At 67.8% G+C, this 23127-nt stretch carries 24 protein-coding genes and 2 pseudogenes; 20 read left to right on the forward strand and 6 right to left on the reverse strand.

Translation table 11 applies throughout. The features are described 5' to 3' along the window. Positions 1 to 2 precede the first annotated feature (2 nt). From KF941_RS06340 to KF941_RS06360, 6 genes are all read left to right on the forward strand, one after another. Positions 3 to 677 carry a DUF1028 domain-containing protein gene (locus KF941_RS06340; protein ID WP_214272840.1) on the forward strand — a complete coding sequence of 225 codons (675 nt, stop codon included), beginning with the start codon at positions 3 to 5 and terminating at the stop codon, positions 675 to 677. A 284-nt stretch (positions 678 to 961) separates the two neighbouring features. Next, the gene (locus KF941_RS28525; RefSeq protein ID WP_346428969.1) at positions 962 to 1141 is read left to right on the forward strand and encodes a LysR family transcriptional regulator; all 180 of its coding nucleotides are present in this window, start codon (positions 962 to 964) and stop codon (positions 1139 to 1141) included. A 23-nt stretch (positions 1142 to 1164) separates the two neighbouring features. Then, positions 1165 to 1893, forward strand: a complete 729-nt coding sequence (locus KF941_RS06345; RefSeq protein ID WP_346428970.1) for a LysR substrate-binding domain-containing protein — start codon at positions 1165 to 1167, stop codon at positions 1891 to 1893. Between the two features lie 179 nt (positions 1894 to 2072). After that, positions 2073 to 2849: a hypothetical protein gene (locus tag KF941_RS06350; protein ID WP_214272841.1), complete on the forward strand. Its 777-nt coding sequence runs from the start codon at positions 2073 to 2075 to the stop codon at positions 2847 to 2849. Between the two features lie 30 nt (positions 2850 to 2879). Continuing rightward, positions 2880 to 4262, forward strand: a complete 1383-nt coding sequence (locus tag KF941_RS06355) for an SDR family oxidoreductase (protein WP_214272842.1) — start codon at positions 2880 to 2882, stop codon at positions 4260 to 4262. 8 nt (positions 4263 to 4270) lie between these two features. Beyond that, positions 4271 to 4495 carry a hypothetical protein gene (locus KF941_RS06360; protein WP_214272843.1) on the forward strand — a complete coding sequence of 75 codons (225 nt, stop codon included), beginning with the start codon at positions 4271 to 4273 and terminating at the stop codon, positions 4493 to 4495. Between the two features lie 375 nt (positions 4496 to 4870). On the opposite strand, the gene KF941_RS06365 is transcribed toward KF941_RS06360, so the two are convergent. Together KF941_RS06365 and KF941_RS06370 are read right to left on the reverse strand one after the other, a co-directional pair. Beyond that, a complete protein-coding gene (locus KF941_RS06365; RefSeq protein WP_214272844.1) occupies positions 4871 to 5599 on the reverse strand; it encodes a YceI family protein in 729 nt (242 codons plus the stop codon). A gap of 500 nt (positions 5600 to 6099) precedes the next feature. After that, positions 6100 to 6342, reverse strand: a complete 243-nt coding sequence (locus KF941_RS06370) for an SDR family oxidoreductase (RefSeq protein WP_214272845.1) — start codon at positions 6340 to 6342, stop codon at positions 6100 to 6102. Positions 6343 to 6557: 215 nt separating this feature from the next. Between KF941_RS06370 and KF941_RS06375 the strand changes: the two are divergent. Then, positions 6558 to 7740: pseudogene (locus KF941_RS06375) on the forward strand (IS110 family transposase). Positions 7741 to 8215: 475 nt separating this feature from the next. Here KF941_RS06375 and KF941_RS06380 read toward each other — a convergent pair. After that, positions 8216 to 9220 (reverse strand): annotated as a pseudogene (locus tag KF941_RS06380) (AIR synthase related protein); the annotation flags it as partial. A gap of 420 nt (positions 9221 to 9640) precedes the next feature. On the opposite strand from KF941_RS06380, the gene KF941_RS06390 reads away from it, so the two are divergent. From KF941_RS06390 to KF941_RS06450, 12 genes are all read left to right on the forward strand, one after another. Continuing rightward, positions 9641 to 10816, forward strand: a complete 1176-nt coding sequence (locus KF941_RS06390) for an MFS transporter (RefSeq protein WP_214272846.1) — start codon at positions 9641 to 9643, stop codon at positions 10814 to 10816. 852 nt (positions 10817 to 11668) lie between these two features. After that, positions 11669 to 12082: a DUF296 domain-containing protein gene (locus KF941_RS06400; protein ID WP_214272848.1), complete on the forward strand. Its 414-nt coding sequence runs from the start codon at positions 11669 to 11671 to the stop codon at positions 12080 to 12082. Between the two features lie 25 nt (positions 12083 to 12107). Continuing rightward, positions 12108 to 12686 carry an ECF transporter S component gene (locus KF941_RS06405; protein WP_214272849.1) on the forward strand — a complete coding sequence of 193 codons (579 nt, stop codon included), beginning with the start codon at positions 12108 to 12110 and terminating at the stop codon, positions 12684 to 12686. Between the two features lie 6 nt (positions 12687 to 12692). Next, positions 12693 to 13436, forward strand: coding sequence for an energy-coupling factor transporter transmembrane component T (locus KF941_RS06410; protein ID WP_214272850.1), 744 nt, complete (start codon positions 12693 to 12695; stop codon positions 13434 to 13436). Continuing rightward, on the forward strand, positions 13433 to 14812 hold the full coding sequence (locus tag KF941_RS06415) for an ABC transporter ATP-binding protein (protein ID WP_214272851.1): 1380 nt from the start codon (positions 13433 to 13435) through the stop codon (positions 14810 to 14812). Before KF941_RS06410 ends, KF941_RS06415 begins: the two co-directional genes overlap by 4 nt. Before the next feature lie 502 nt (positions 14813 to 15314). Then, positions 15315 to 16478 (forward strand): FMNH2-dependent alkanesulfonate monooxygenase, encoded by a 1164-nt coding sequence (gene ssuD, locus KF941_RS06420; protein WP_346428990.1) that lies wholly within the window; start codon positions 15315 to 15317, stop codon positions 16476 to 16478. 4 nt (positions 16479 to 16482) lie between these two features. Beyond that, positions 16483 to 16944, forward strand: a complete 462-nt coding sequence (locus tag KF941_RS06425; protein ID WP_214272853.1) for a hypothetical protein — start codon at positions 16483 to 16485, stop codon at positions 16942 to 16944. Positions 16945 to 16976: 32 nt separating this feature from the next. Then, positions 16977 to 17561 carry an NAD(P)H-dependent oxidoreductase gene (locus KF941_RS06430; protein ID WP_214272854.1) on the forward strand — a complete coding sequence of 195 codons (585 nt, stop codon included), beginning with the start codon at positions 16977 to 16979 and terminating at the stop codon, positions 17559 to 17561. 12 nt (positions 17562 to 17573) lie between these two features. Further along, positions 17574 to 18545, forward strand: a complete 972-nt coding sequence (locus tag KF941_RS06435; protein ID WP_214272855.1) for an aliphatic sulfonate ABC transporter substrate-binding protein — start codon at positions 17574 to 17576, stop codon at positions 18543 to 18545. A 1-nt stretch (position 18546) separates the two neighbouring features. Further along, a complete protein-coding gene (locus KF941_RS06440; protein WP_214272856.1) occupies positions 18547 to 19365 on the forward strand; it encodes an ABC transporter permease subunit in 819 nt (272 codons plus the stop codon). Further along, positions 19352 to 20131, forward strand: a complete 780-nt coding sequence (locus KF941_RS06445) for an ABC transporter ATP-binding protein (protein WP_214272857.1) — start codon at positions 19352 to 19354, stop codon at positions 20129 to 20131. The genes KF941_RS06440 and KF941_RS06445 overlap by 14 nt, the downstream gene beginning before the upstream one ends. Before the next feature lie 121 nt (positions 20132 to 20252). Next, positions 20253 to 20672 carry an NUDIX domain-containing protein gene (locus KF941_RS06450; protein ID WP_214272858.1) on the forward strand — a complete coding sequence of 140 codons (420 nt, stop codon included), beginning with the start codon at positions 20253 to 20255 and terminating at the stop codon, positions 20670 to 20672. 7 nt (positions 20673 to 20679) lie between these two features. Here KF941_RS06450 and KF941_RS06455 read toward each other — a convergent pair whose 3' ends face one another. Beyond that, positions 20680 to 21498, reverse strand: coding sequence for an arginase family protein (locus tag KF941_RS06455; RefSeq protein ID WP_214272859.1), 819 nt, complete (start codon positions 21496 to 21498; stop codon positions 20680 to 20682). A 157-nt stretch (positions 21499 to 21655) separates the two neighbouring features. Here KF941_RS06455 and KF941_RS28295 point away from each other — a divergent pair, with 157 nt between their 5' ends. Further along, positions 21656 to 22012, forward strand: a complete 357-nt coding sequence (locus KF941_RS28295) for an HPP family protein (RefSeq protein ID WP_276315845.1) — start codon at positions 21656 to 21658, stop codon at positions 22010 to 22012. A gap of 19 nt (positions 22013 to 22031) precedes the next feature. Here KF941_RS28295 and KF941_RS06465 read toward each other — a convergent pair whose 3' ends face one another. Together KF941_RS06465 and KF941_RS06470 are read right to left on the reverse strand one after the other, a co-directional pair. Further along, entirely contained in the window at positions 22032 to 22274 is a 243-nt protein-coding gene (locus KF941_RS06465; protein ID WP_214272860.1) for a hypothetical protein, read from the reverse strand. Positions 22275 to 22299: 25 nt separating this feature from the next. Beyond that, a complete protein-coding gene (locus tag KF941_RS06470; RefSeq protein ID WP_214272861.1) occupies positions 22300 to 23091 on the reverse strand; it encodes a DUF364 domain-containing protein in 792 nt (263 codons plus the stop codon). Between the last annotated feature and the right edge of the window lie 36 nt (positions 23092 to 23127).

Consider the following 23127-nt stretch of genomic DNA (forward strand, 5'->3'; position numbering starts at 1 on the left):
CGATGACCTTCTCGCTGGTGGCGCGCTGCCCCGAGACCGGCATGTTCGGCATCGCCATATCCTCGTCCTCGCCAGCGGTGGCGGCGCGCTGCTCCCATGCCCGCGCGGGCGTGGGCGCGGTCGCCTCTCAGAACGTGACCGATCCCGCGCTCGGCCCTCTGGCGCTGGACCTGATGGCAGGCGGCCTCTCGGCGGCCGATGCCGTGGCCGAGGTCCGGCGGCGGGGGCGGTTCATCGAATACCGGCAGGTCCTGGCCGTGGACCGCAACGGCATGACGGCGATCCATTCCGGGCCGAACTCGCTGGGCATCTGGACGCAGGCACAATCGGAAAACGTCGCCTCCGGTGGCAACCTTCTGGCCAATGACGGCGTGCCGCAGGCCATCGTCGAGGGCTATCTGGCGGCCTCGGGCCATATCGGCGACCGGCTGATCGCCGCGATGCGCGCCGGGCTCGCCGCCGGAGGCGAAGCAGGCCCGGTGCATTCGGCGGGCATGATGATCGTGGACAAGGTCAGCTGGCCTGTGGCCGATCTGCGCTGCGACTGGACCGAGGCGTGCCCGATCGAGGCCGTGGCCCGGTTGTGGGAGATCTACAAGCCGCAACTCGACGCCTATGTCCAGCGTGCGCTGGACCCGCGCGCTGCGCCCTCCTACGGCGTGCCCGGCGACGAGTGAACCCCTGTGGCTGGGGGCCCGTGCGGCCGCCAGCCATGCCGCATGACCGCCCATCCGGTCGAAGCTCCGCCCCCGGCCCGGCCGGGCCCGTCGCGCATTGCCCTTGGCAGCGCTTGGGAGGGCGGGATTTCCATGCGACTTTGGTGCGTCATCATGCCACATTGCTTGCGGCGCCGGTTGTTTTGGGGCAATACTCCGGCCACGTCTGCGCGGGCCTCCAGCCGATGGCGCAAGGACGGCGGCGAAGGCTTTCGCCACGATGCCAACACCGAGCCGGAAGAAACATGCCCCTTCGTTATACGCTGCGGCAACTGGAATATTTTGTCGCCGTGGGAGAAACCGGCAGCATCGCCGCCGCCTCGCAGCAGGTGAATGTCTCGTCGCCCTCGATCTCGGCCGGGATCTCGCAACTCGAGGAGGAGCTGGGGTCAAGCTTTTCGTCCGGTATCATGCGCAGGGGCTGACGCCGACGCTGGCGGGGCGCAAATTGCTGGATCATGCGCAGACGGTGCTGCGCCAGGCGGCGGCTCTGCGCGATCTCGCGGGGGATCTGTCCGGTTCGATCCGCGGCCCGCTGGCGATCGGCTGTCTCAGCACCTTCGCCCAGATCGTCCTGCCCGGCCTGCGGCGCAGCTTTGTCGAGCAGCACGGCGAGGTCCGCATCTCGCAGGTCGAGGCCGACCAGGCCGAGCTTTTCAGCCTGCTGCGCCAGGCCAAGATCGACTTGGCGCTGAGCTATGACCTCGACCTGCCGGCCGATCTGCTGTTCTTCCCGATCGTCGCATTGCCGCCGCTGGTCGCCATCAGCGAGGACCACCCGCTGGCGGAGCTGTCCGAGGTCTCGGTCCAGCAGCTTGCCCCCTATCCGATGGTCCTGCTCGACCTGCCGCTGAGCTCGGATTATTTCCTGTCCTTCTTTGCCAAGGCCGGGCTGCGCGCCAATATCGCCGAGCGGACACGGGACATGGCAGTGATGCGCAGCCTTGTCGCCAACGGCTTCGGCTATTCCATCGTGAATGTCCGGCCGCTGCATGACGTGGCGCCGGACGGCAAGCCCATGCGCTTCATCCCCCTTACCGGCAGGCCGCGGCCCATGACCCTGGGCCTGATGATGGGCAAGGGAACCGAGCGCACCCGATTGCACCGCGCCTTCATCAGCCATGCCCGCGATTGGATCGAGACGCAGAGCAGCCAGCTTTTGGGCACCGACCCGTAAGAGCCAATAGGCTCTTGCCGACGAGACATCGCGGGGATCGCCACGCTCGATCACGAGACCTTGCCCTCGGCCGCGGGCGGCGTCGAGGTGAGCGTCCTGGTCACGCTGCGAGAGGATGCCCAGCCGGATGCCGGCCGCGGCATGGCCTGACCGGGGACCGGCGCGATTTTCCGATCCTGATGGACCGGGACGGAACCTATCTGCGGTTCAAGCTCGACGCCTTCAGCCTGTATTACGGCAATGACAATGCCTGGTATGGCCGGCCCGACCTGATGCTGGCCGGCAATCCGCTGATGCAGGGCAAGGCCGCCGGCCGCGGCTATGACCACTGGGCCGAAGCCTATCTGCATTACGGCTTCTACGGCATCACCCCCTTGGGCGAAGGGCTGTCGTTCTATGGCGGGCTCAGCGCCATGACCACCTGGTCGCAAGGACAGGAGCTGTTCACCGACAAGACCCGCAGCCACACCCAGGTCGAGGACGCCTATCTGGGCATCGTTGGCGGGCATGTGGACGGGCGGGGCAACCGGCTGGTCTTCAACCTGACCGCCGGACGCCAGCGCTTTACCCTGGCCAACGGCTTCCTGATCGCCAACACCGCAGCGAATGGCGGCGAGCGGGCCGCACTCCAGGCCAATGCGCGCTGGTCCTCGGATCTGCTGGCGCTGGGCCAGATCGCCCATAACGACGTGAAGCTCGAGGCGTTCTATCTGGACCCCGACGAATTGCCGCTGCTGGACACCGACACCCGGATCGGCGGCCTGAACCTGGAGGCAACGCCCTTGTCCGGGCTGTCGCTGGGCGCCAGCTATCTGGCGGTACCGAAATCCGGCGCCAATTACTTCGGGCCGGACGGCTCTGTCGCCGGCAGCCGCGAAGGGCTGCGGGTGCATGATCTGCGCCTTGCCTATCAACCCAACCCGGCGGGCGCCTCGGGGCCGTTCTTCGGGGCCTAAATCGCCCGTCAGACCAACCGCAACTTAGACATGGACGCACGCGCGGGCTGGGCGGAACTCGGCTATCATTTCGCCGATGCCCGCTGGGCGCCGACGATCAGCTATCGGGTGTCCTATTTTTCGGGCGACGATCCCGCCACCTCCGCCTATGAGCGTTGGGATCCGCTGCTCTCGGGCGGCACGGGCGAGCAATGGGTGCAGGGCGCCAACCATTTCAAGGTGGTGCAGGACAGCAATGTCGTCGCCCATCACATCCAGGCCCGCTTCAAGATGTCGCCGCGCATCGAGGTGGTGCCGCAGTTCTGGGCGTTCCGGGCCGACGAACTGAACAATATCGGCGGCAATCCGGCGCTCTCCGTGCTGAGCGATGACGAGCCGGGCTACGAGGCCAATGTCACGGTCAAGTGGTTCAAGTCGAAGAACACCTACATCCACGGCCATGTCGCCTACACCGTGCCGGGATCGGCCGCCAAGGCCGCGCTTGGCGGCAGCGCCAAGGACTGGCTCAGCGTCATGGCCTTCGTCCGCTACGCCTTCCGAGCGAGCGGCCGATCCCCTCCATCACCACAGAAACGAGGAATACCGATGAGTGAACCGCATGACAGCGCTGAAAACCTCGAGCGTCGCGCGCTGCTGAAAGTCCTTGGCGCGGCGGCCATGACCGGCGGTCTGGCCAGCCCGCTTGCGGCCGAGACCGCGCAACCGGCGGCCATGCCCACGACCCTTGGCGCCTATGCGATGCCTTGGGATCCGGCGGACCCGGCCCTGCCTGGGCGGCAGAACATCGTGCCGGTCCCCGAGGATTATTTCGTTCCGGGCCGCTTCGCCGGCAAGACTGCGCTGGTCACTGGCTGCGCCCGCGGCATGGGGCGCCTGGCGGCGATGCGGCTGGCACGCGAAGGCGCGAATGTCGTCGGCGTGGATTGGATCGCCGACGAGGGGCAGGCGGTGATCGACGCGATCCTGTCCGAGGGCGGCAAGGCGGCTTTCGTGCAGGGCGACATCTCGGAAACCGCGGTCTGCGACGCCATGGTGCAGGCGGCGGTCGGGCATTTCGGCGGGCTGGACTGCGCGCTGAACAATGCCGGGGTGATGGACGCGATCTTTCCGGGCGATCCCATCGACTATGCCAGCCAGAAGGACCTGGTCATGGCGCGCATCGACGAGGCCAGCGACGACTATTGGGACGTGGTGATGCGGGTGAACGCGACCGGCACCTTCCGCTCGCTGCGCGCCGAGCTGCGGCAGATGCTGGCCCAGGGCCGCGGCGGCAGCATCGTCAACGTCGCCTCGGTTGTCGGGCTGCGCGGCTTTGGCGGCACGCCTTCCTATGTCGCCTCGAAACATGCGGTGAACGGGCTGACCAAGAACGCGGCCATCGACTATGCGCCCGCCTCGCTGAAAGCGTATTAGAGGGTTCGATGATTACGACCGGCCTTCAGTCGCAGGCGGATGTCCCTGGCAGGATACATGGTCTGCAATTGCTGCGAGGCAGCGTCGGGTTGATCGCTTCACCATTTCATGGGCTGAACTTCGGCCTTGGCTGCATCGCAGCGATGCCTGTCAGCCTTGCAGACTGCTATGGCGTCGAGGCGGTGCCGCTGACCAGATCCCTGCCAGCGATCAAGGGCAGGAAACAGAGCTGAAACACGGTCAGGGGAAAGGAAAGCACGGCTGCACAGCAGGTTATGCGCCTCCGGCCGCCGCGAGGCCGCCTGGATCGGCGCCGGCGCACGGCGCGGCGGGCAGCTTCGGGCACGATCTCCATCCGACGGACGGCACACTTGCCCCCTCGAATGCGGCGCTGGTCGCAGCGGCTGCGGGTGGCGTGCGGGCTTGCGGCCCGAGAACCGCGAACGCCGATGAGTTGGGCGAGATCTGGAACTGGGCCCGAGGGCGCGCGAGCCTTCGGCATTTGCGCCCGATCCCCACGAGAAAGATTGCGTCAACCGGTCAGGGCGAACTTCAAAGACAGATCGCATCGACTCCGGCCGTCGATGCGATCTGCGCAATTGGCAGGTCTAATTTGCGACCGTATCCTGAATGAATTCGCCATCAAAGCGGATGGTGATTTCGGGACCGACTGACCCCTTCGGTTGGCCAAATTCGGTACGATCAAATACACCCTCAGCCGCAAACGCTACAGTTGGGACGTCCCTGAAAGGGTGTTTTTCGATCTCACCGTTGAATGTTGCCTTGAGCGTTACGGACTTGGTGACGCCGAGGAAACTGAGATCGCCCGTGACGTCTGCGGTTGTTGGCCCCGTAGGCATCACTTTTGTCGACTTGAACGCGATCGTAGGATAAGTGTCACCGTTCAGAAACTTCGGCGAGCGAGCAACTTCTTCGTCCCAGGTTTCAAAACCGGAATCTGCATGCGTAGCCTTGTAGTTGCCACGATATCCAGTTTCGACGGACTTCGGGTCAATGGTGACTTCAATCGAGGAATCCTCGATCTTTGTCGGATCGAGCTTCAATGCAGCTTCGATATCGTTGAAACGTGCCGTATAATTGGAAATCCCGTTGTGCTTGACCGACCAGAGTAATACCGCATGCGTGAGATCAAGCTTATAAATGCCAGCGGGAGCTTTCACCTCGATGTTCGGCGGCGTGGTTTGGGCCATCGCGAAACCGGCCGTTGTCCCGAGCAGGGTAGAAATAACGAATGCCGAAACGATGCTCTGCCTGGTGAATGTCATATCGGTGATGTCCTCTTGCTGGGAAGCAGCTTCAGACGCCAGTCTAGCCATTCGCCGTCGATGTGCATTGACGCATATCAAGGGAGCATCACTCTCTTACCGTTGGATTAGTGCGACAGCACATCGCATTCGTGCGACGCGATCGTGGCCGCGACACCAAATTCCCCCCATCGCACATCAGGCTAGGGTCTTTGCCAACAGCCAGACCGAAGGGCAGGTAAATCGGCTGAAGCTGCTGAAACGGCAAATGTATGCTGCTTACGCGCCTGCAGCATTCCACCTGATGGCACCACAAAAATCGAGTCGGGCCTCAAAACTGCCCTCTTACGCCGACGGTCATGATGCTTCGGGATCACCAGAAGGGCACAATGCGGGATATTGAAGACGATCGCGAAGCGACGCTCCATGCGCTTGACCGTCGCCACGACCTTTTGCGCAGCCTGATCCGCATCCGAATCGAAACGGCGAAAGCGGGAGCCTTGATGAAGACGGGGCGGCCGCCAAACCGGTGGCGGAATATGAGGTGCGGATCACCACGTTGGAGCGGCCGGTCAGACAGACCGGTCAAGATGGCTATAGCCGCCGTCGGGGAACAGCCATTGACCCGTCATGTGGTTGGCCCGGTCCGAGAGCAGGAACAGGCAGCAATCGGCAATTTCCCCTGCGGTCGTCATCCGCCGGCCCAGCGGGATGCGTTCGGTGATGCGCGACAGCGCCGCTTCGGAGTCGGGCATGGTGTCCAGCCAGCGTCGATAGAGCGGCGTCATCACCTCGGCCACAACGATGGCGTTCATGCCAGTTCACATTTTGCGTTTACGCAGGGGTTCGACCAGCATATTCCGCCAAGATTGGGCGAGTACCTCGATCACTTGGGAATCCGTGCCAAACCTAGCCCCCCATATCGCGGTTTGAGTTGCCTGGGCTGGTGGTCTCTCCTGCGACCTTCTCCGTTCGAGGGTTGCACCAGACGGGCTTGCGCCGAGCTTCAGGGATTGGGGGGAGAGGCCGAATGCAGAATAACGTGTTCATCGGGCCTGATGTCCGCAAGGCGACGATATCTGTTGCGGTTGCGCGGGGCAAACGCGGTGGCGAGGTCCGCCACTGGGGGACCGCGCCGCATCGTCCCGATCATGTCCGCAAACTGATCGAGAAGCTTTCGGCCAGCGGGACACGGCTGCGGTTTTGCTATGAGGCTGGCCCCTGCGGCTATGGCCTCCACCGCCAGTTGGTCGAGATGGGGCATGACTGCATCGTGGTCGCGCCCTCGCTGATCCCGCTGAAGGCCGGGGACCGGGCGAAGACGGATCGCCGCGATGCGCTGATGCTGGCCAAGCTCCACCGGGCGGGTGAGCTGACGGCGGTCTGGGTGCCGGATGCAGCCCATGAGGCAATGCGCGACCTGGTCCGGGCACGGGCGGCGATGCGCGTCACTGGCAAGGCGCGCCAGAATCTAGGGCTTTCTGCTGCGCCACGGCCGGATCTATCCTGGCAGGAAGGGCTGGACCGGAGCCTATCGGCGCTGGCTCGCGCTGGTGCGCTTCACGCATCCGGCGCAACAGATCGTTCTGCAGGATTACATCGACGCGGTCGCTGATGCCGAGGCGCGGGTGGAGCGGTTGACGGGGCAAATTGCGGCGCTTCTGGCGAGTTGGAGCCTCGCGCCCGTCGTGGAAGCCGTTCAGGCGATGCGCGGTGTCGGGTTCATCGTCGCCGTAACCGTGGTGGCCGAGGTCGGCGACTTCCGCCGCTTTGGCACCCCGCGGCAATTGATGGCCTATCTCGGCCTCGCGTCCTCGGAGCATTCCAGCGGTTCCTCGGTGCGCCGCGGCGGGATCACCAAGGCAGGCAGTGGTCTCGCGCGCAGGGCGCTGATCGAGGGAGCCTGGAGCTGTCGCATGCAGATGCGTGTCAGCCGCAAGCCGCACGACCGGCTCGAAGCACTTCCGGCGACGGTTCGCGACACCGCCTGGAGGGGGCAACTGCGGATGTGCCAGCGATCCCGCCATCTGGTTGCGGCAGGAAAAGCCAAGGTGGTGGTCACCAGGGCCATCGTGCGCGAGATGGCTGGCTTCATCTGGGCGATCGCAAAGATGGTGACGGCGGCTCCGGCCCACACCGCCGGACAGAATGCGTGGAGGAAAGGACATTCCTCCGGCAGGCTGATGCGCAAAGCCGGGGGTGGAACACGGTGAGGAACCCTCGTGCCCTGTTATGGGCCGACACTGTCGATGCCCGATCCCTAGACCAAGGCAGCCCCAGGACGAAACCACGTCATGGGGGTCGACCAACCCGCGCATGAGAGCTGCTCAACCGTCGTCTCGGTTCCGCCTCCTGCCATGCGCATCCACATCACGGCGCACCCCGTCAAACCGGAATAAGTGCCATGGAATAAAGGATTGACAGCGATCATGAGAACAGGCCGCTGAAAAAAGGGTTTTGACGGGGCGCCGTGGCGGAATTCGTTCTGGATTCGGCGGCGACCGGCCTGAAAACCGGGCATTTCCGACAGAATCGAGGCGACTTTCCCGGTCCCCGGCCCAAGCTCTCCTGTCGCATGCAGCAGCCTGCGAGGGGCCGGCGCCGGCACGACGAAACCGCCGGCTAGCGCTTTCTCTGTTCCCCAAATACTCCCCGCCGGAGGCAGCGGCCAAGGGCCGCTTTCCGGGCTCAGGCGAGTTCCAGGTTCAGGCTTTTCTCGAAGGCGGTGCGATAAAGCTGCGACAGCTCGGCCAGGGGTACGGTATCGCCGCCAAGGACCACCGTCTCGCCGCCGAAGCTGCCGGCCGTCGCCAGCGGCACGCCGGCCGCCGCGGCCGCCTCGGCCAGCTTGGCCGCGTTCCCGGCGGTGCAGGCGACCAGGTAGCGCGCCTGGTCCTCGCCGAAAAGCTGGGCGATCCCGGCGCTGTCCAGCGTCACGCCCAGGCCTGCCGCCTCGGCCAGTTCGAAGGCCGCCAGCGCCAGCCCGCCATCCGACAGGTCGGCCGCGGCCCGGACCAGCCCGCCATGCGCGCGCAGGAATTCGCCATTGCGGCGCTCGGCGGCCAGGTCCACGGGCGGCGCGTCGCCGGCCTCGATGCCGAAGGCCTCGGCGGCCAGCGCCGACTGGCCCAGGTGGCCCCGCGTCTCGCCGATGACCAGCGCCAGGTCGCCCTCGGCCGGCAGGCCGGCGATCAGCCCGTCCAGGTCGGCGATCAGCCCGACGCCGCCGATGGTGGGCGTGGGCAGGATGCCCTTGCCGTCGGTCTCGTTGTAAAGCGAGACGTTGCCCGAGACGATGGGGAAATCCAGCGCCGCGCAGGCCTCGCCGATGCCCTTGATGGCGCCGACCAGCTGGCCCATGATCTCGGGCTTTTCCGGGTTGCCGAAGTTCAGGTTGTCGGTGGTGGCCAGCGGCAGGGCGCCGCAGGCGGTCAGGTTGCGGTAAGCCTCGGCCACCGCCTGCTTGCCGCCCTCATAGGGGTTCGCCCGGACATAGCGCGGGGTCACGTCGCTGGTGAAGGCCAGCGCCTTCTTCGTGCCATGCACCCGCACCACGCCGGCGCCCAGGCCGGGGCGGCGGATGGTGTCGGCGCCGACCTGGGTGTCGTATTGTTCCCAGACCCAGCCCTTGTGGGCGTAGCTGGGGCTGCCGATCAGCGCCTTCAGCGCCGTGATCGGGGCAATGGCGGGCAGGCATGTCTCCTGCCGAAACCAACTCGGCACCGGACGCTGAATTGCGTAAACATCGGGAACCCGCCCCAATTTCACGACTATTTCAGCGACCTGTTAAGGACCGCGGTCCGGCGCAAGGAGGTTGAGGCCGTGGATCCAGCCGACCCCCGAGATTTCCAACACCACGCGGCGGCGGGCAATCTTGGCCTCCCAGACCAGCCGCCCAGTATCAGCGTTGCCGAGAATGTCCTGATGCCGGAAGCTCTGGCTCAGCGGCAACTCGCCCTTGGCGCAGGTGCCGGGTCGCAGAGGGCAGCGATCCAGCGCACCGGCCCCGGTCGCGGGCTCTCCCACGGGAAATCCCCCGGGGCCCGCTTCCCCTTGCCTGAAACCTGTGCCCATATGCCCCCCGAATGCAATCCCATGCACGGAGCCCGGCCGATGACCGGCGACCTCAGGCGGCGGCGGCTCGCGCTTTTCGCCTTCTTCTTCATCCCCGGCGTGGCGCTGGCGTCCTGGGTCACGCGAACGCCCGCCATTCGCGACGGGATCGACGCCTCGCTTGCCGAGATGGGGCTGGTGCTGCTTGGCCTTTCGACCGGGTCGATGTGCGGCATCCTGCTGGCCGGCATGCTGGTGGGCCGCCGGGGAACCAGGCAGGTCGCGATCTCGGGCACCTGGCTGCTGCTTTTCGGCGTGGCGGTCATGGCCGCGGGCACCGGCTTGGGCCTCGCCCCGGTGGTTGCGCTGGGGCTATGCTTCTTCGGGCTGGGCATGGGTGCCGGCGAGATCGCCATCAATGTCGAGGGGGCGGAGGTCGAGCGGCTTTCCGGCCGTCCCTTGATGCACGCGCTGCATGGCTGCTTCAGCCTGGGCACCGTCTTCGGGGCATTGGCCGGCACAGCCCTTGCCCGGATCGACCTGCCCGTTGCATGGCATCTGGGCCTGGTCGCCGCAGCCGCGGCGCCGCCGGTCCTGTGGTTTGGCCGCTGGATACCGGAAGGGACCGGCCTTGCCGCCGGCAGGACCAAAGCTGGCACCGCCCCTGCCCTTCGCCACGATGCCTATTGGCGCGATCCGCGGCTCTACCTGATCGGCCTGGTCGTGCTGGCGGTGGCCCTGGCCGAGGGGGCGGCAAACGACTGGCTGCCGATCCTGATGGTGGACGAGCACGGCTTCTCGCCCGCCATCGGGTCCTTGGTCTACCTGGGCTTTTCCGCGGCGATGACGCTGGGCCGGTTCGCGGGCGGGATCTTCCTGCGCCGCCATGGTCCGGCGGCGGTCATGCGCGTGACTGCGGCGCTTTGCGCGACCGGGCTGGCGTTGGTGATCCTGGCGCCCGTGCCGGCGCTGGCCGCGGCATCGGTGGTCCTGTGGGGCCTTGGCGCCTCGCTGGGGTTCCCCATCGCCATCTCGGCAGCAGCAGCATCGGGACCAAATGCGACCGGCCGGGTGCGCACGGTCACGATCTGCGGCTATATCGCCTTCCTGGTCGGGCCTCCGCTGCTCGGGCTCATCGGCGAGACATATGGGCTGCGCATGGCCATGCTGCTGGTCCTGGCGCTGATCCTTGCCGCCGCTGCCGTGGCCGGGGCGGTGCGGCCACGGGCGACATAGGCGCCTTCGACCCCCCTCGCCGCGCCGGTCCGGTTTCAAGGCGGCCGAGGTTTCCATCGCCCGGCGCAAGCGGCAGGATGGCTGAAGAGGCCACAACGAACAGGCGGGCACAGGGATGAAAGTCGACGGGCGCTGCCATTGCGGCCATGTCACCTACCAGGCAGAGATCGCCCCTGGGCGGGTATCGATCTGCCATTGCACCGACTGCCAACAGCTGGCCGGCAGCGCCTTTCGCGGGACCGCCACGGTCCCCCCGCGAGGCGTTCCGGCTGACCGGCGCCGCTCCACGCTGCTCTGTCAAGGTTGCGGACAACGGCAAGCGAAGGCGGCAGTTCTTCTGCCCGGAATGCGGCTCTCCGATCTGCACCACCGGCGAGGGCGCGGAGACAGAGGAGATCGGCATCCGCGTCGGCACCGTGAACCAGCGCGACCAGTTGACCCCGACATCGCAAATCTGGTGCGGCTCTGCCCTGCCATGGCTGGGCGAGATCCCGGATCTTCCCGGCCGTCCCCGCGATTGAAGAGTCTCGCCCCGTTTCCAGTGCTTCAGCGATCTGCGAGAGGCAGCGGGCCAGTGGATGCCGCCTCTGCATCGGGCCAAGGATTCGGATACTCGCGACCCTCCTGGCCCATCAGGGCGCATTCATCCGGGCGGCCATCGAGAAAGGGGCCGATGCCATCCTGCTCCATGCCGGTGGCAACCCGGTGATCCGCATTCGACACGCTCGCGCAAAAGCCCAGGCATCGGCCCGGTAGCCCCGAACGGCCGCGTATTCCGCAAAACCTGTTGAGGGAGATGGTCTTTTCTGGGATGAAGGTGGTCAACAGCATCAATGCGCAGGATAGATGGACATGATTTCATCCGGCGTTTTCCATGCCTTCCGCCTGAAGCCGGGTGAAAACCTGACTGCCGGACTGCGGGCGGCGTTCGATGCATCGGGGACACGGGCGATGGCGCTCGTGACCTGCGTCGGCAGCCTGACCGATGTCCGCATCCGCCATGCCAACAGCCCCGAGGCGACGGCCTATTCCGGCCATTTCGAGATCACCTCTCTCGTCGGCACCATCGACGCGGCAGGAGAGCATCTGCACCTGACCATCTCGGACAGCGAGGGGCGCTGCTTCGGAGGGCACCTGATGCCCGAGGGATCGGCCATCTACACCACCGCCGAGATCGTGGTCCTGGCCCTGCCCGAGCTTGCCTTCACCCGCCTGTCCTGCCCCCTGTCCGGCTATGACGAACTTGTCGTGACGCAAGACGCATGATGGGCAGCAATCAAGGAACATCCCGATGAATCCAGTGTTTTCCACCCGCATGCTGGTCCTGATGGCGGTCGGCATCGCGGTGAACATGGCCCTTGGCCAGATCGCCCAGGCGATCAAGCTGCCGATCTTCCTCGATGCCCTGGGGACGATGGTGGTCGCGGTCATGGCCGGGCCGCTGGCAGGGCTGATCACCGGCGTCGCCACCAACCTGATCTGGGGCCTGATCCTGTCGCCGACCGCGGCCGCCTTCGCCCCGGTCGCGGGCGTCATCGGCCTGGCCGCCGGGCTGCTGGCGCGAGCGGGCATGTTCCGCGGCCCGGTCCAGGCGGTGATCTCGGGCGTCGTCATCGCCGTTGCGCTGTCGCTGGTCGCCGTGCCGATCCGGGTCTGGCTGTTCGGCGGCGTGACCGGCAGCGGCGCGGATTTCATCACCGCATGGATGCTGCAAACCGGGCGCGACCTGTTCGGCGCGACCCTCATCACCGTGATCACCTCGAACCTTGCCGACAAGGTGGTGACCGCTCTGCTGGCCTGGGCGATCCTGCGCGGCCTGCCCTTGCGCATGGCCGGGGACTGGCCATTCCTGCGCCACAGCCGCGCCTGAACCCGTATGGCCGCCGTGCCGGACCCGCCGAGGCGGCTGCATCCCGTGACCCGGCTGGCGCTCTGCCTGCCGGTCCTGGCGCTGCTGCCCGTGGGAGGACCGGCCGCCCTGGCATTCGCGACCCTCGCCTGCCTTGCCGTCGCGGCGGCCTCGGGGCTGGGCTGCTTCGTGCTGCGCCGCATGGCGCTGCTGCTTCTGCCCGTGGCCCTGGCGCTGGCTCTGGTGCATGGCCTGCTGATCGCGCGGGGGCCGGCGACCGTCCTTGGCCCCGTCGCCATCTATCCCGCCGGCCTTGCCCATGCGGGCATGATCCTGCTGCGCCTTGCCGCACTGCTGGCGGCGGGGCTGATGATCGTCGGCTCGACCGCGCCCGGCGAGCTGGCCGACGGGCTCGAGGACAAGGGCCTGCCCTCTGGCATCGCCTATCTGCTGACCGCGCCGCTGAGCCTGGCCCAGGGGCTGGCGCTGGAAGGGGCGGCGCTGCGCGATGCGCTGCAACTGCGCGGGTTGCCGCTGAGCGGATCACCACGGCAACGCCTGTGCGCGATCTCGCATATCGCCATCGCGCTGATCCGCCTGCAACTGGTCGAGGCAGCCCCGCGCGCGCAGATGCTGGAGGCACGGGGCTTTCGCAGCCAACCCTGCCGCACGTTGCTGGCGCCCCCGCCCGACACGCCGGGCCAATACCGGCTGCGGCTGGCCTCGGCGCTGCTGGCCGCCTGCATCCTGATCCTGGGGATGCTGGCATGAGCCTGTCTTTGCGGGGCCTGCGCTTTTCCTGGCCGGGCGGGCCAGCCGTCCTCGACGGGCTGGACCTCGACCTTCCGCCCGGTGGCCGGGTCGCGGTGATCGCCGGCAACGGGGCGGGCAAGTCCACGCTGGCCCGCTGTGCCGCGGGCCTTGCCGGCAGCGAGGCCGTGCTGTGGCGGGGGCGGCCACTGTCTGCCCTGGCCGGGACCGAGCGCGTGGCGACCGTTCAACTGGTCGGGCAAAGGCCGGACCTGCAACGGTCGGGCCGGGCGGCCACGGTCCGGGCCGAGATCGCCTTCGGGCCGGAAAACCTTGGCCTGCCCCGCAGCCAGGTCCTGGACCGGGTCAAGGCGGCCATGGAAGCGATGGGGCTGACGGCCCTGGCCCTGCGCGATCCAAGGCGGCTGTCGGGCGGCGAGACGCAGCGACTGGCCATCGCCGGTGCGCTGGCGATGCGGCCTGCCCTGCTGATCCTGGACGAGCCGCTGACCGATCTGGACCACGAGGCGCGCGAGGGGCTGACCCAGCGGCTGACCCGGCTTGCGCCCGACATGTCGGTGCTTGCGCTGGACGTCGGCGCAGGGGCCTGGCGCGCGCAGGGTTTCCAGCTGATGCAGCTGCGCGACGGCAGGCTGCACCCGTTCCAGGATATGCCGCAACCCTCGCCACTCGCCGCCCGCCCTGCGACAAGCGCGGACATGATCACGATCCGCGACCTGGACTTCGCCCACGGCCCGGCGAGGCCGCTGTTCCGGGGGCTGGAGCTGGACCTGCCGCAAGGGGCGGCCGTCGCGATCACCGGACCCAATGGCGCGGGCAAGACGACGCTGATGCGGCTGATCGCCGGCCTGGAGCGGCCTTCGAAGGGCCGGATCACGGTCGCGGGCGTGCAGGTCGGCCGGGCGAAGCCGAAGGAACTGGCGGCGGTTCTGGGAATGGTGCTCCAGAATTCCGACCGACAGTTTCTTGCCGCCACGCTGCTGGACGAGGCGATGATGGCCCCCCGCCTTCATCGCCTGCCCGATCCGCCTGGGCTGGCCCTGCGGGCGCTGGCCGCACTGGGGCTGGAGACCCTGGCCCTCGCCCATCCGCTGGACCAGCACAACGGCGCGCGCAGACTGACCGCCGTGGCCGCCGCCATTGCCCATCGCCCGCGCCTGCTGATCCTCGACGAAACCCAACGCGGCCTCGATCCCCGTCATCAGCACCGGCTTGAGCGCGCGATCACCGAGTTCACGCAATCCGGCGGAACGGTGCTGTTCGTCTGCCATGACGAGGGATTCGTGAGGCGCAACGCCAGCCACCGGCTGGCGGTATCGGGTGGTGAGATCGGTCTTAGCCGGCTATCCGAAATCGGGGAAACCGCGCGTTTCTGATCGGCCAGAACCGCAGCGGACACATGAAAAGCGGTTGCTCTCCGATTTTTGCCGTCCGAAGTTCCCTCGACCACCATGCATTCGCGCCCAAGCCCAGCATCACATCGTGCGACGAAGCCTCGCAGGCTACGCTCCTCGCAGTCGCCGGCCGGATGGGGTGGTGCTTCTGCTTATGGCAGGCGTCGGCGTCTATTCGCGGCGGCAGCACAAGCGGCGATCATGCGCACCACTGCCTCGGGCAGCATCTTCCTTCTGGACGTGCCGATCCCAAGCCCCGCCGGACAGAGAATATCAGTCCCTCGGACGTCGCCTCTCTAGCGAATTCTTCCAAATCCGCTGCACGAAACGCTGGTTTCAGCCCAAATTCCCATCTCACCGCAAATCACTATATGCCTGATCGTATTTAAGTGCTTTCTTGGGTCGCAAGGACGACCGGCATCCCGGCGCCCGGCCGTGATATCAGCGAAAGGACCCCAACATGAGCATTCCAACCCCCGACAAGATCCGCGTGCTCTGGTTCCTGCCGACGCATGGCGACAGCCGCTATCTTGGCACGGCCGAAGGCGGCCGGGCGGTCAACATGCCCTATCTGCGCCAGGTGGCGCAAGCCGCGGATTCCCTGGGTTATTTCGGCGTCCTGCTGCCCACCGGCCGCAGTTGCGAGGACAGTTGGGTCACGGCGGCGGCGCTGGCCTCGCAGACCGAAAAGCTGCGCTTCCTGGTCGCGGTGCGTCCGGGGCTGCAATCGCCGACGCTGGCCGCGCGCATGACCGCGACGCTGGACCGGCTGTCGGGCGGGCGGTTGCTGATCAACGTGGTTACCGGCGGCGACCCGGTCGAGAACGCCGGCGACGGCATCCACCTGAGCCATGCCGAACGCTACGAAGTGACCGAGGAATTCCTGAACGTCTACAAGGCGCTGCTGGCCGGCGAGACGGTGAATCACCACGGCAAGCACCTCAAGATCGACGACGGCAAGCTGCTGTTCGACCCGCTGCAGAAGAACGGCCCGCCGCTGTATTTCGGCGGTTCGTCCGATGCGGCAAACAAGGTGGCGGCGCGGCAGATCGACAAATACCTGACCTGGGGCGAGGCGCCGGCGCAGGTGCGCGACAAGATCGAATCCGTGCGCCGGCTGGCCGACGCCGAGGGGCGCGAGGTCAGTTTCGGCATCCGCCTGCATGTCATCGTGCGCGACACCAATGCCGAGGCCTGGCAGGCGGCCGAGCAACTGATCAGCCGGCTGGACGACGCCACCATAGCCAAGGCGCAGGAAACCTTTGCGCGGATGGATTCGGTCGGTCAGGCGCGCATGACCGCGCTGCATGGCGGGCGCCGCGACAGGCTGGAAATCAGCCCGAACCTCTGGGCGGGTGTCGGGCTGGTGCGCGGCGGGGCCGGGACGGCACTGGTCGGCGATGCCGAAACCGTGGCCGAGCGCATCGACGAATATCGCCGCATCGGCATCGATACCTTCATCCTCTCGGGCTATCCGCATCTGGAGGAGGCCTACAGCTTCGGCGAACGCGTCCTGCCGCTGCTGCCGCTGGAACACCCGCTGCCGCAGGCCAGCCTTGCGGCCAACATGGGCCCCTTTGGCGAGACGGTCGGCAACGACTATCGCCCGGCCCAGCCCGCGCCACGCCTTGCCGCAGCTGGAGGCTGAGACCATGTCCGCGACCCTGCGCATCGCCATCCCGCAGGACGGTCGCGCCGGCGCCGTGCTGGCATGGCAACCGGCGCGGAGGCGGCTGCCGGTGCGCCTGACCGTGGCCGAGCCGCGGCCGGAACCGGGCCGCGGCTCGGCCCATTCCGCCGCTGACCCGGCGCCTCGGCGAAACGCGCTTCGCATGCCGATCGACCCCGAGATCCGCACCGATTTCGCAGACGGGCTGGCCGGGAATCCAGGCCTGCCGGACCCGCAGGCGACCGCGCCGAATGGCGATCCGCATGTCCGGACCGCGCGGTGCGGCCGCCATGTTGCCGGGCGGCTGGCGCCGCAGCTGGCCTCGGGCGCGGTGCGCCAGGTCCGGGTCGCGCGCGAGATCGCCCGCCATGCCCTGCCCGGCCCTATCCTGCCCCCGGCGGCGACACGACCCTCCGTCGCCGGCCCCACGTCCCCTCTGTCCTGACCCATCGGGACCGAACAGAACAGGAGATCATCATGACCGCCCTGACCATCACCGGCTTTGCCGGCAGCCTTTCTGCGCCCTCGCGCAGCCGTGCCCTGGTCCAGACCGCCGTGGATCTGGCCGCCGACCGCTTCGGCGCCGTCGGCCATGTCTTCGATCTTGCCGATCTGGGCCCCTCGCTGGGCCATGCTCGCCACATCGGCGACCTCGACCCCGAGGCGCTGTCGCATCTGACCGAGCTGATCCATGCCGACGCGCTGGTGATCGCAAGCCCGGTCCACAAGGGCAGCTATGCCGGGTTGTTCAAGCATGTCCTCGATCTCCTGGATCCCGACATGCTGGCCGGCAAGCCCGTGCTTCTGGCCGCGACCGGCGGCGGCGACCGCCATGCGCTGGTGATCGAACACCAGCTGCGCCCGCTGATGGCCTTTTTCGAGGCGCAGACGCTGGCCACCGGCGTCTATGTCGCCGACCGCGAATTCACCGGCGGCAAGCTGGCCGACGATGCCGCCCATGCCCGGCTGGACCGGGCGGTGGAACAGTTCGCACCCTTCCTGTCCCCCTATACCGTTCCCCAGCCGGCCGCCGAGCCCGCGCCGCTGCTGCAAGCCTTCTGAGAGGATATCGTCATGAGCATCACATTCTCGCGCCGCGCCACGCTGGCCCTGGGTCTTGCCGCGCTGGCCGCACCGACGATCCTGCGCGCCGCCCCCGCGACGGAGCTGCGGGTCGGCTGGCAAAAGGGCGGGCTTCTGGGCCTCGTCAAGGGGTCGGGCGCCTTTGAACAGGCGCTGGCCGACCAGGGCATCCGGGTCAGCTGGTCCGAGTTCACCTCGGGGCCGCCGCTGCTCGAGGCGCTGTCGGCCAATGCGCTGGACTTCGGCTATACCGGCAACGTGCCGCCGATCTTTGCCCATGCCGCGCGCGGCAACCTGGTCTTTGTCGGCGCGGGCCAGGGCTCGCGCGAAGGCCATGCCATCCTGGTGCCCAAGGATTCCCCGATCCGGAAGGTCGAGGATCTGAAGGGCCAGACCGTCGCCTTCAAGCGCGGCAGCTCGGCGCATTATGCGACGATCAAGCTTCTGCGCACGGCGGGGCTGACGCTGGACGACATCAAGCCGCAGGACCTGTCGCCGCCGGACGCCATCGCCGCCTTCGACGCGGGCGCCATCGGGGCCTGGACGATCTGGGATCCCTATTTCGCCTCGGCCGAGGCGCGCCCGAATACCCGCGTCCTGGTCACGACCGAGCAGCTCGCGCCCGAGTTCAACTTCTATTCCGCCAACGGCGACTATGCCCGCGACAACCCGGACCTGATCGCCACGCTGATCGATACGGTGCAGGCCGTGGGCAAGCAGGGCCAGGCCGACCTGCCCGGCACCATCGCCACCCTCTCGAAGGCCACCGGGCTGCCGGAATCGGTGATGGAACGCTTCCTGACCCGCAAGGGCAGCGACCTCGGGCTGGTCGGCTTCATCGAGCCCAGGCACGTCGCCTATGAGCAGGAGCTTGCGGACGAGTTCTTCAAGCTGGGCATCATCCCCCGGCAGCTGGACATCGCCTCGGTCGTCTGGACGCCCGCCGCCAAGCAGGGAGCGTGACATGAGCCTTGCCGAAACCCTGAAAGTGCAGCGCCTGGCCGGCTGGCGGCCAAGCCTGCCGCAGCCCGCCGCGCTGCTGCCCTATGCCGTGCCGGCGGCGATCCTGATCCTGTGGGAAATCGCCGGCGCGGCCGGGCTGATCGCGGATACGGTGATGCCGCGCCCCTCGGCCATCCTGGCGACGGCGGTGCGGATGACCGCCTCGGGCGAATTGCTGAACCACCTTGGCGTTTCCGCCACCCGCGCGCTGGCTGGGCTGGCCGTGGGCGGCGGCATCGGCTTTGCGCTTGGCATCGCCAACGGCGTCTGGCGCCGCAGCGAGCTGCTGACCGACGCCACGCTGCAAATGATTCGCAACATCCCGCATCTGGCGCTCATCCCGCTGGTCATCCTGTGGTTCGGCATCGGCGAGGGGGCAAAGCTGTTCCTGGTCGCGCTTGGCGTGTTCTTCCCCATCTATCTCAACACCCTGCACGGCATCCGCAACGTCGACCCGCAGCTGATCGAGATGGGCCGCGCCTATGGCATGAACGGGCGCACGCTGTTTCGCCGCATCGTGCTGCCGGGCGCCCTGCCCTCGATCTTCGTCGGGCTGCGCTATGGCCTCGGCATCATGTGGCTGACGCTGATCGTGGCCGAAACGCTCTCGGCCTCGTCGGGCCTGGGCTACATGGCGATGCAGGCGCGCGAGTTCATGATCCTCGACGTCGTGGTGCTGGCGATCCTGCTTTACGCGGCTCTCGGCAAGCTGGCCGACACGCTGACCCGCGCGCTGGAGCGGCGCGCCCTGAAATGGAGCCCCGCCTATGCCAATCACTGAGATCCTGCCGCGCGCCATCACCATCCCGCCCATGCTGCGGCCGGACGGGGCCGGCGCGGCGGTGCGGGCCTGCAACCTGGGCCGCAGCTTCGCGGGCAACCGGGTGCTGGCCGACCTCGACCTCGAGGTGCGGCCGGGCGAGTTCCTGTCCATCGTCGGCAAGAGCGGCTGCGGCAAGTCCACCCTGCTGCGGCTGATCGCCGGGCTGGACCAGCCCAGCTCGGGCAGCATCGGCGTGGACGGGCTGCCGGCGGACCGGGCCGGCGACCGGCTGCGCATCATGTTCCAGGAGCCGCGCCTGCTGCCCTGGGCCACCATCGCCGGCAATGTCGCCGTCGGGCTGCGCCGCGGCCCCGATCCCGAAGCGGTGGCCGAGGCGCTTGCCTCGGTGCAGCTGGCCGACAAGGCGGATTTCTGGCCGGCGCAGCTTTCGGGCGGCCAGCGCCAGCGCGCGGCCCTGGCGCGCGCATTGGTCAGCCATCCCGGCCTGCTGCTGCTGGACGAGCCGTTGGGCGCGCTGGATGCGCTCACCCGGCTGACCATGCAGAACCTGATCCGCGACATGCATGATCGCGCCGGCTTCACCGCCGTTCTGGTCACGCATGACGTGGCCGAAGCGGTGGCGCTGTCGGATCGCATCATCGTGCTGGGGCAAGGCGGCATCCTGAAGGAAACCGCGATCCTGCGCGTCGGCCCGACCCGCCGCGGCAGCCCCGAGCTGGCCGCCATCGAGGCGGAAATCCTCGACGCGATCTTTGCCGCATGAGGCCAGCGGCTGCGCCCGCCGGACGGGGATGGTGGATCGAAGGCGGCAAGGTCTCTGGCGCAGCGGCGTTGCCATGCGGGCGGGCTGGTCCGGCCCCGTCGGATCAAGAATGGAGAGCCGGATGGACATCATGATCGCAGCGGGACTGGTCCTGCGCCCGGACGGCCGAACGCTGCTGGTGCGCAAGGCCGGAACGCACGCCTTCCAGCAGCCCGGCGGCAGGATCAGCGCCGGCGAAACTGCCGCGGCCGCCCTGTGCCGCGAGCTTGCCGAGGAAACCGGCTTGCGGGTGGATGCGGGGCAGATGCGCGCCCTGGGCCGGTTTCGCGCCCGTGCTGCGAACGAGCCCGGCCGGCAGGTGGTCGCCGACCTGTTCCTGCTGCATCTGCCTGAGGGGGTCGAAATCGTCCCCGGCGCCGAGATCGCCGAGGCGCGCTGGGTCGATCCGGCATGCGACGACATCCCCCTCGCGCCGTTGACCGCAGAGGAGATCCTGCCGCGCTGGGTCTCGGGCGCCTTCGCCCGGCTGCAAGCCGGCTAGCCCAGGCTCATCGCCCGGCGGGAAGCAGCGGACCGACGATGTCCAGGATGGTCGCGATGGCCCCCTGCGCCGCTTGCGCCGTCCCCGGTATCTCGAATTCGGCGAGTTCGACCCCGGCGATGCGCTCCGGCGGGATGGCGGCAAGAAAGGCGCGCAGCCGGTCGGGGACAAGCCCGCCGGGAACGGAATAGGCGGCAGGGACCGTGCCGGGCTCCATTGCGTCCCAGTCGACATGCAACCAGATCGGCCCCTCACCCAGGGCGGCCAGCACCGTTTCCGGCTCGGCCCCCGCTGCAAACCGCCGCACGCCGGCCTGCACCAACAGGGCCTCTTCAGGCGGGTCGATGTCGCGGGCGGCCAACAGGGCGACGCGCGCGGGCGACACCTCGCCGCCATATCCGGTCCGCCACAGGCCGCAGGCCCCGGCCAGCGCCATGCCGCCAAGATAGCCGGTCTCGGTGGTCGCCGGCGTGTTGAAATCGCCATGCGCATCGACCCAAAGCACGTTCAGCCCGTCGATCATCCGCGCCGCCGCCGGCAAGGTGGCGATGCTGGCCGAGCAGGTATTGGCGACGACCAGCGGGCGCTCGCCGGTCCCGATGCGGTGCCGGACCGCGTCGGCAAGCTGCCCAAGCCAGGGGCCGGCCTCGCGCAATGCGTCCTGCCAGCCGTCCTCGGCCGCCGGCGCAGGCGTTCCGACCGCCTGCACGGAAAGCCCGGTTTGCGCGGCCAAGGCTTCGGCGACGGCCTGGGCGCCGGGAATGGCGCCGGGCGTGCGGTCGGCAAGGCGGCCTTGGGAAAGCAGGACGCTGGAAGCTGGGCGCATCGATTCGTTATTTCCATATGGACATATCGTTCGCCGGGGTGATGGGAACCGCGCCAGCTGTCAAGCCCGCCCGGCTGAGCAAGGTTTCGCGGCGCGGCACTGGCTGGCGACCGATGCGAAGCCCGCTCCCAACCCGCCGGAACCGCAGGAAAATCGCATGCCGCCGGGCGGTATCATCGAAGCCGTCTATGGATCGTTGAAAAACTCCGATTTGCGATTGCATGCGACGGGATGCAGGCTCGGCCCTGTCCACAAGACACCTCGTGCAACCCCCGAGGCATCCAGGGAGGGAAGCCCCGACATCGCCCGGCACCTGCCGGCCCGCCTGGCCATCGCCGTCATGCAGCTGACCGGAACCCTGCATCCGCCCGCGGGCGGCGATCCGCTGGTGGTGATCCTGGCCGGCGCGGGCTGGTCCTTCCTGGCCGTGCCGATCCTGGCGGGAACGGTGACGCTGGTGGCGGCCGCCATCGCCTATCACCGGCTGATCTCGTTGCGCGCCTATCCGGGGTAAGCCGAGGGCAGCAGGCGGCTCAGCACTTGTCGACATGGACCACGCTCACCCCGCTTTCGGCGAAGAACGCCTCGAGCCGGGCATTGGATTCGGCAAAGCCGCCCTTCTTCCATTCCATGCGCCATTCGCCGGCCTCGTCGTCGTAATGCGCCGCCGGAAAGGCCGCCTGGAAGCGCGCCGCCAAGGCGCCTTCGCGCGGGATGCCGATGCCATGCTTCAGGCACATCTTGGTCAGTGTCACGGTCCTTGCATCGTCGCTCATCTGCATGTCCTTTCAAGCGTTGCGTTCAATCCTGCGCCAGAACGATCTTGGGCGCGTATTTTCCGAAGAAGTGATAGCCCGAGCCGCCTTGCGCCAGCACCTCGTGCAGCGCATCGGCATCGGCGACGCGCACGGTGCCCAGGATCATGCCCCGGCGAGCAAGAAAGGCGTCGGGCAGCATCGGCACGGTCGGGCCGACCAGCACCACCCGCGCCTCGGGGCGGGCGCAGGCGATCAGCCCAGGCAGGCTGTCGTTGACGAGCGTGGTGCCGGTGATCAGCAACACGTCCGCCTGGGGCACGATCCGGGGATAGCTTTCGGCGGGGCGGAAATGCTCCATCTCGTTGGGGCGCAGGGTGGCCGGATCCTTTTCCAGCACGAAATGCCGCGCGCCGATGCCGCGCAGCGCCTTGAGGAAGGGGCCGAAGGCACCGACCACGACCGCCGTCTCGTCGGGCCGGATGCGGGCGATGTCGAAGGCGTCGGCATCTTCGACGACGCGATAACCCTGGGGCCCGCGACGCTCGGCCGCCATATGGGCCAGCGCATTCAGCGCCGCGATGCCGAGCGCGCGGCGCAACCCCGCATGCGACAGCGCCTCTTGCGCCAGCCGCAGCGCACCCATGCCGCGCAGCTTGCCGGGAAAGGGCATCGCCATGGCCGAAGAGGGGCAGCACACCGCCTCGGGGATGTCTTTCAGCGGCGTGGCACACAGCCCGGTATGGCCGCTGTCCAGCGTGACGGCGACGAAGAACAGCCCCAGCGTGGCGCGACCGACGGTCCGCGCCTCGGCCTCGGCGCCGAGTATCCCGGTCACGGCATCATAGGTCCGTTCAAGATACGATGCGCTTAC

It is taken from the genome of Paracoccus sp. pheM1, from assembly GCF_018499825.1.
GTDB lineage: Bacteria > Pseudomonadota > Alphaproteobacteria > Rhodobacterales > Rhodobacteraceae > Paracoccus > Paracoccus versutus.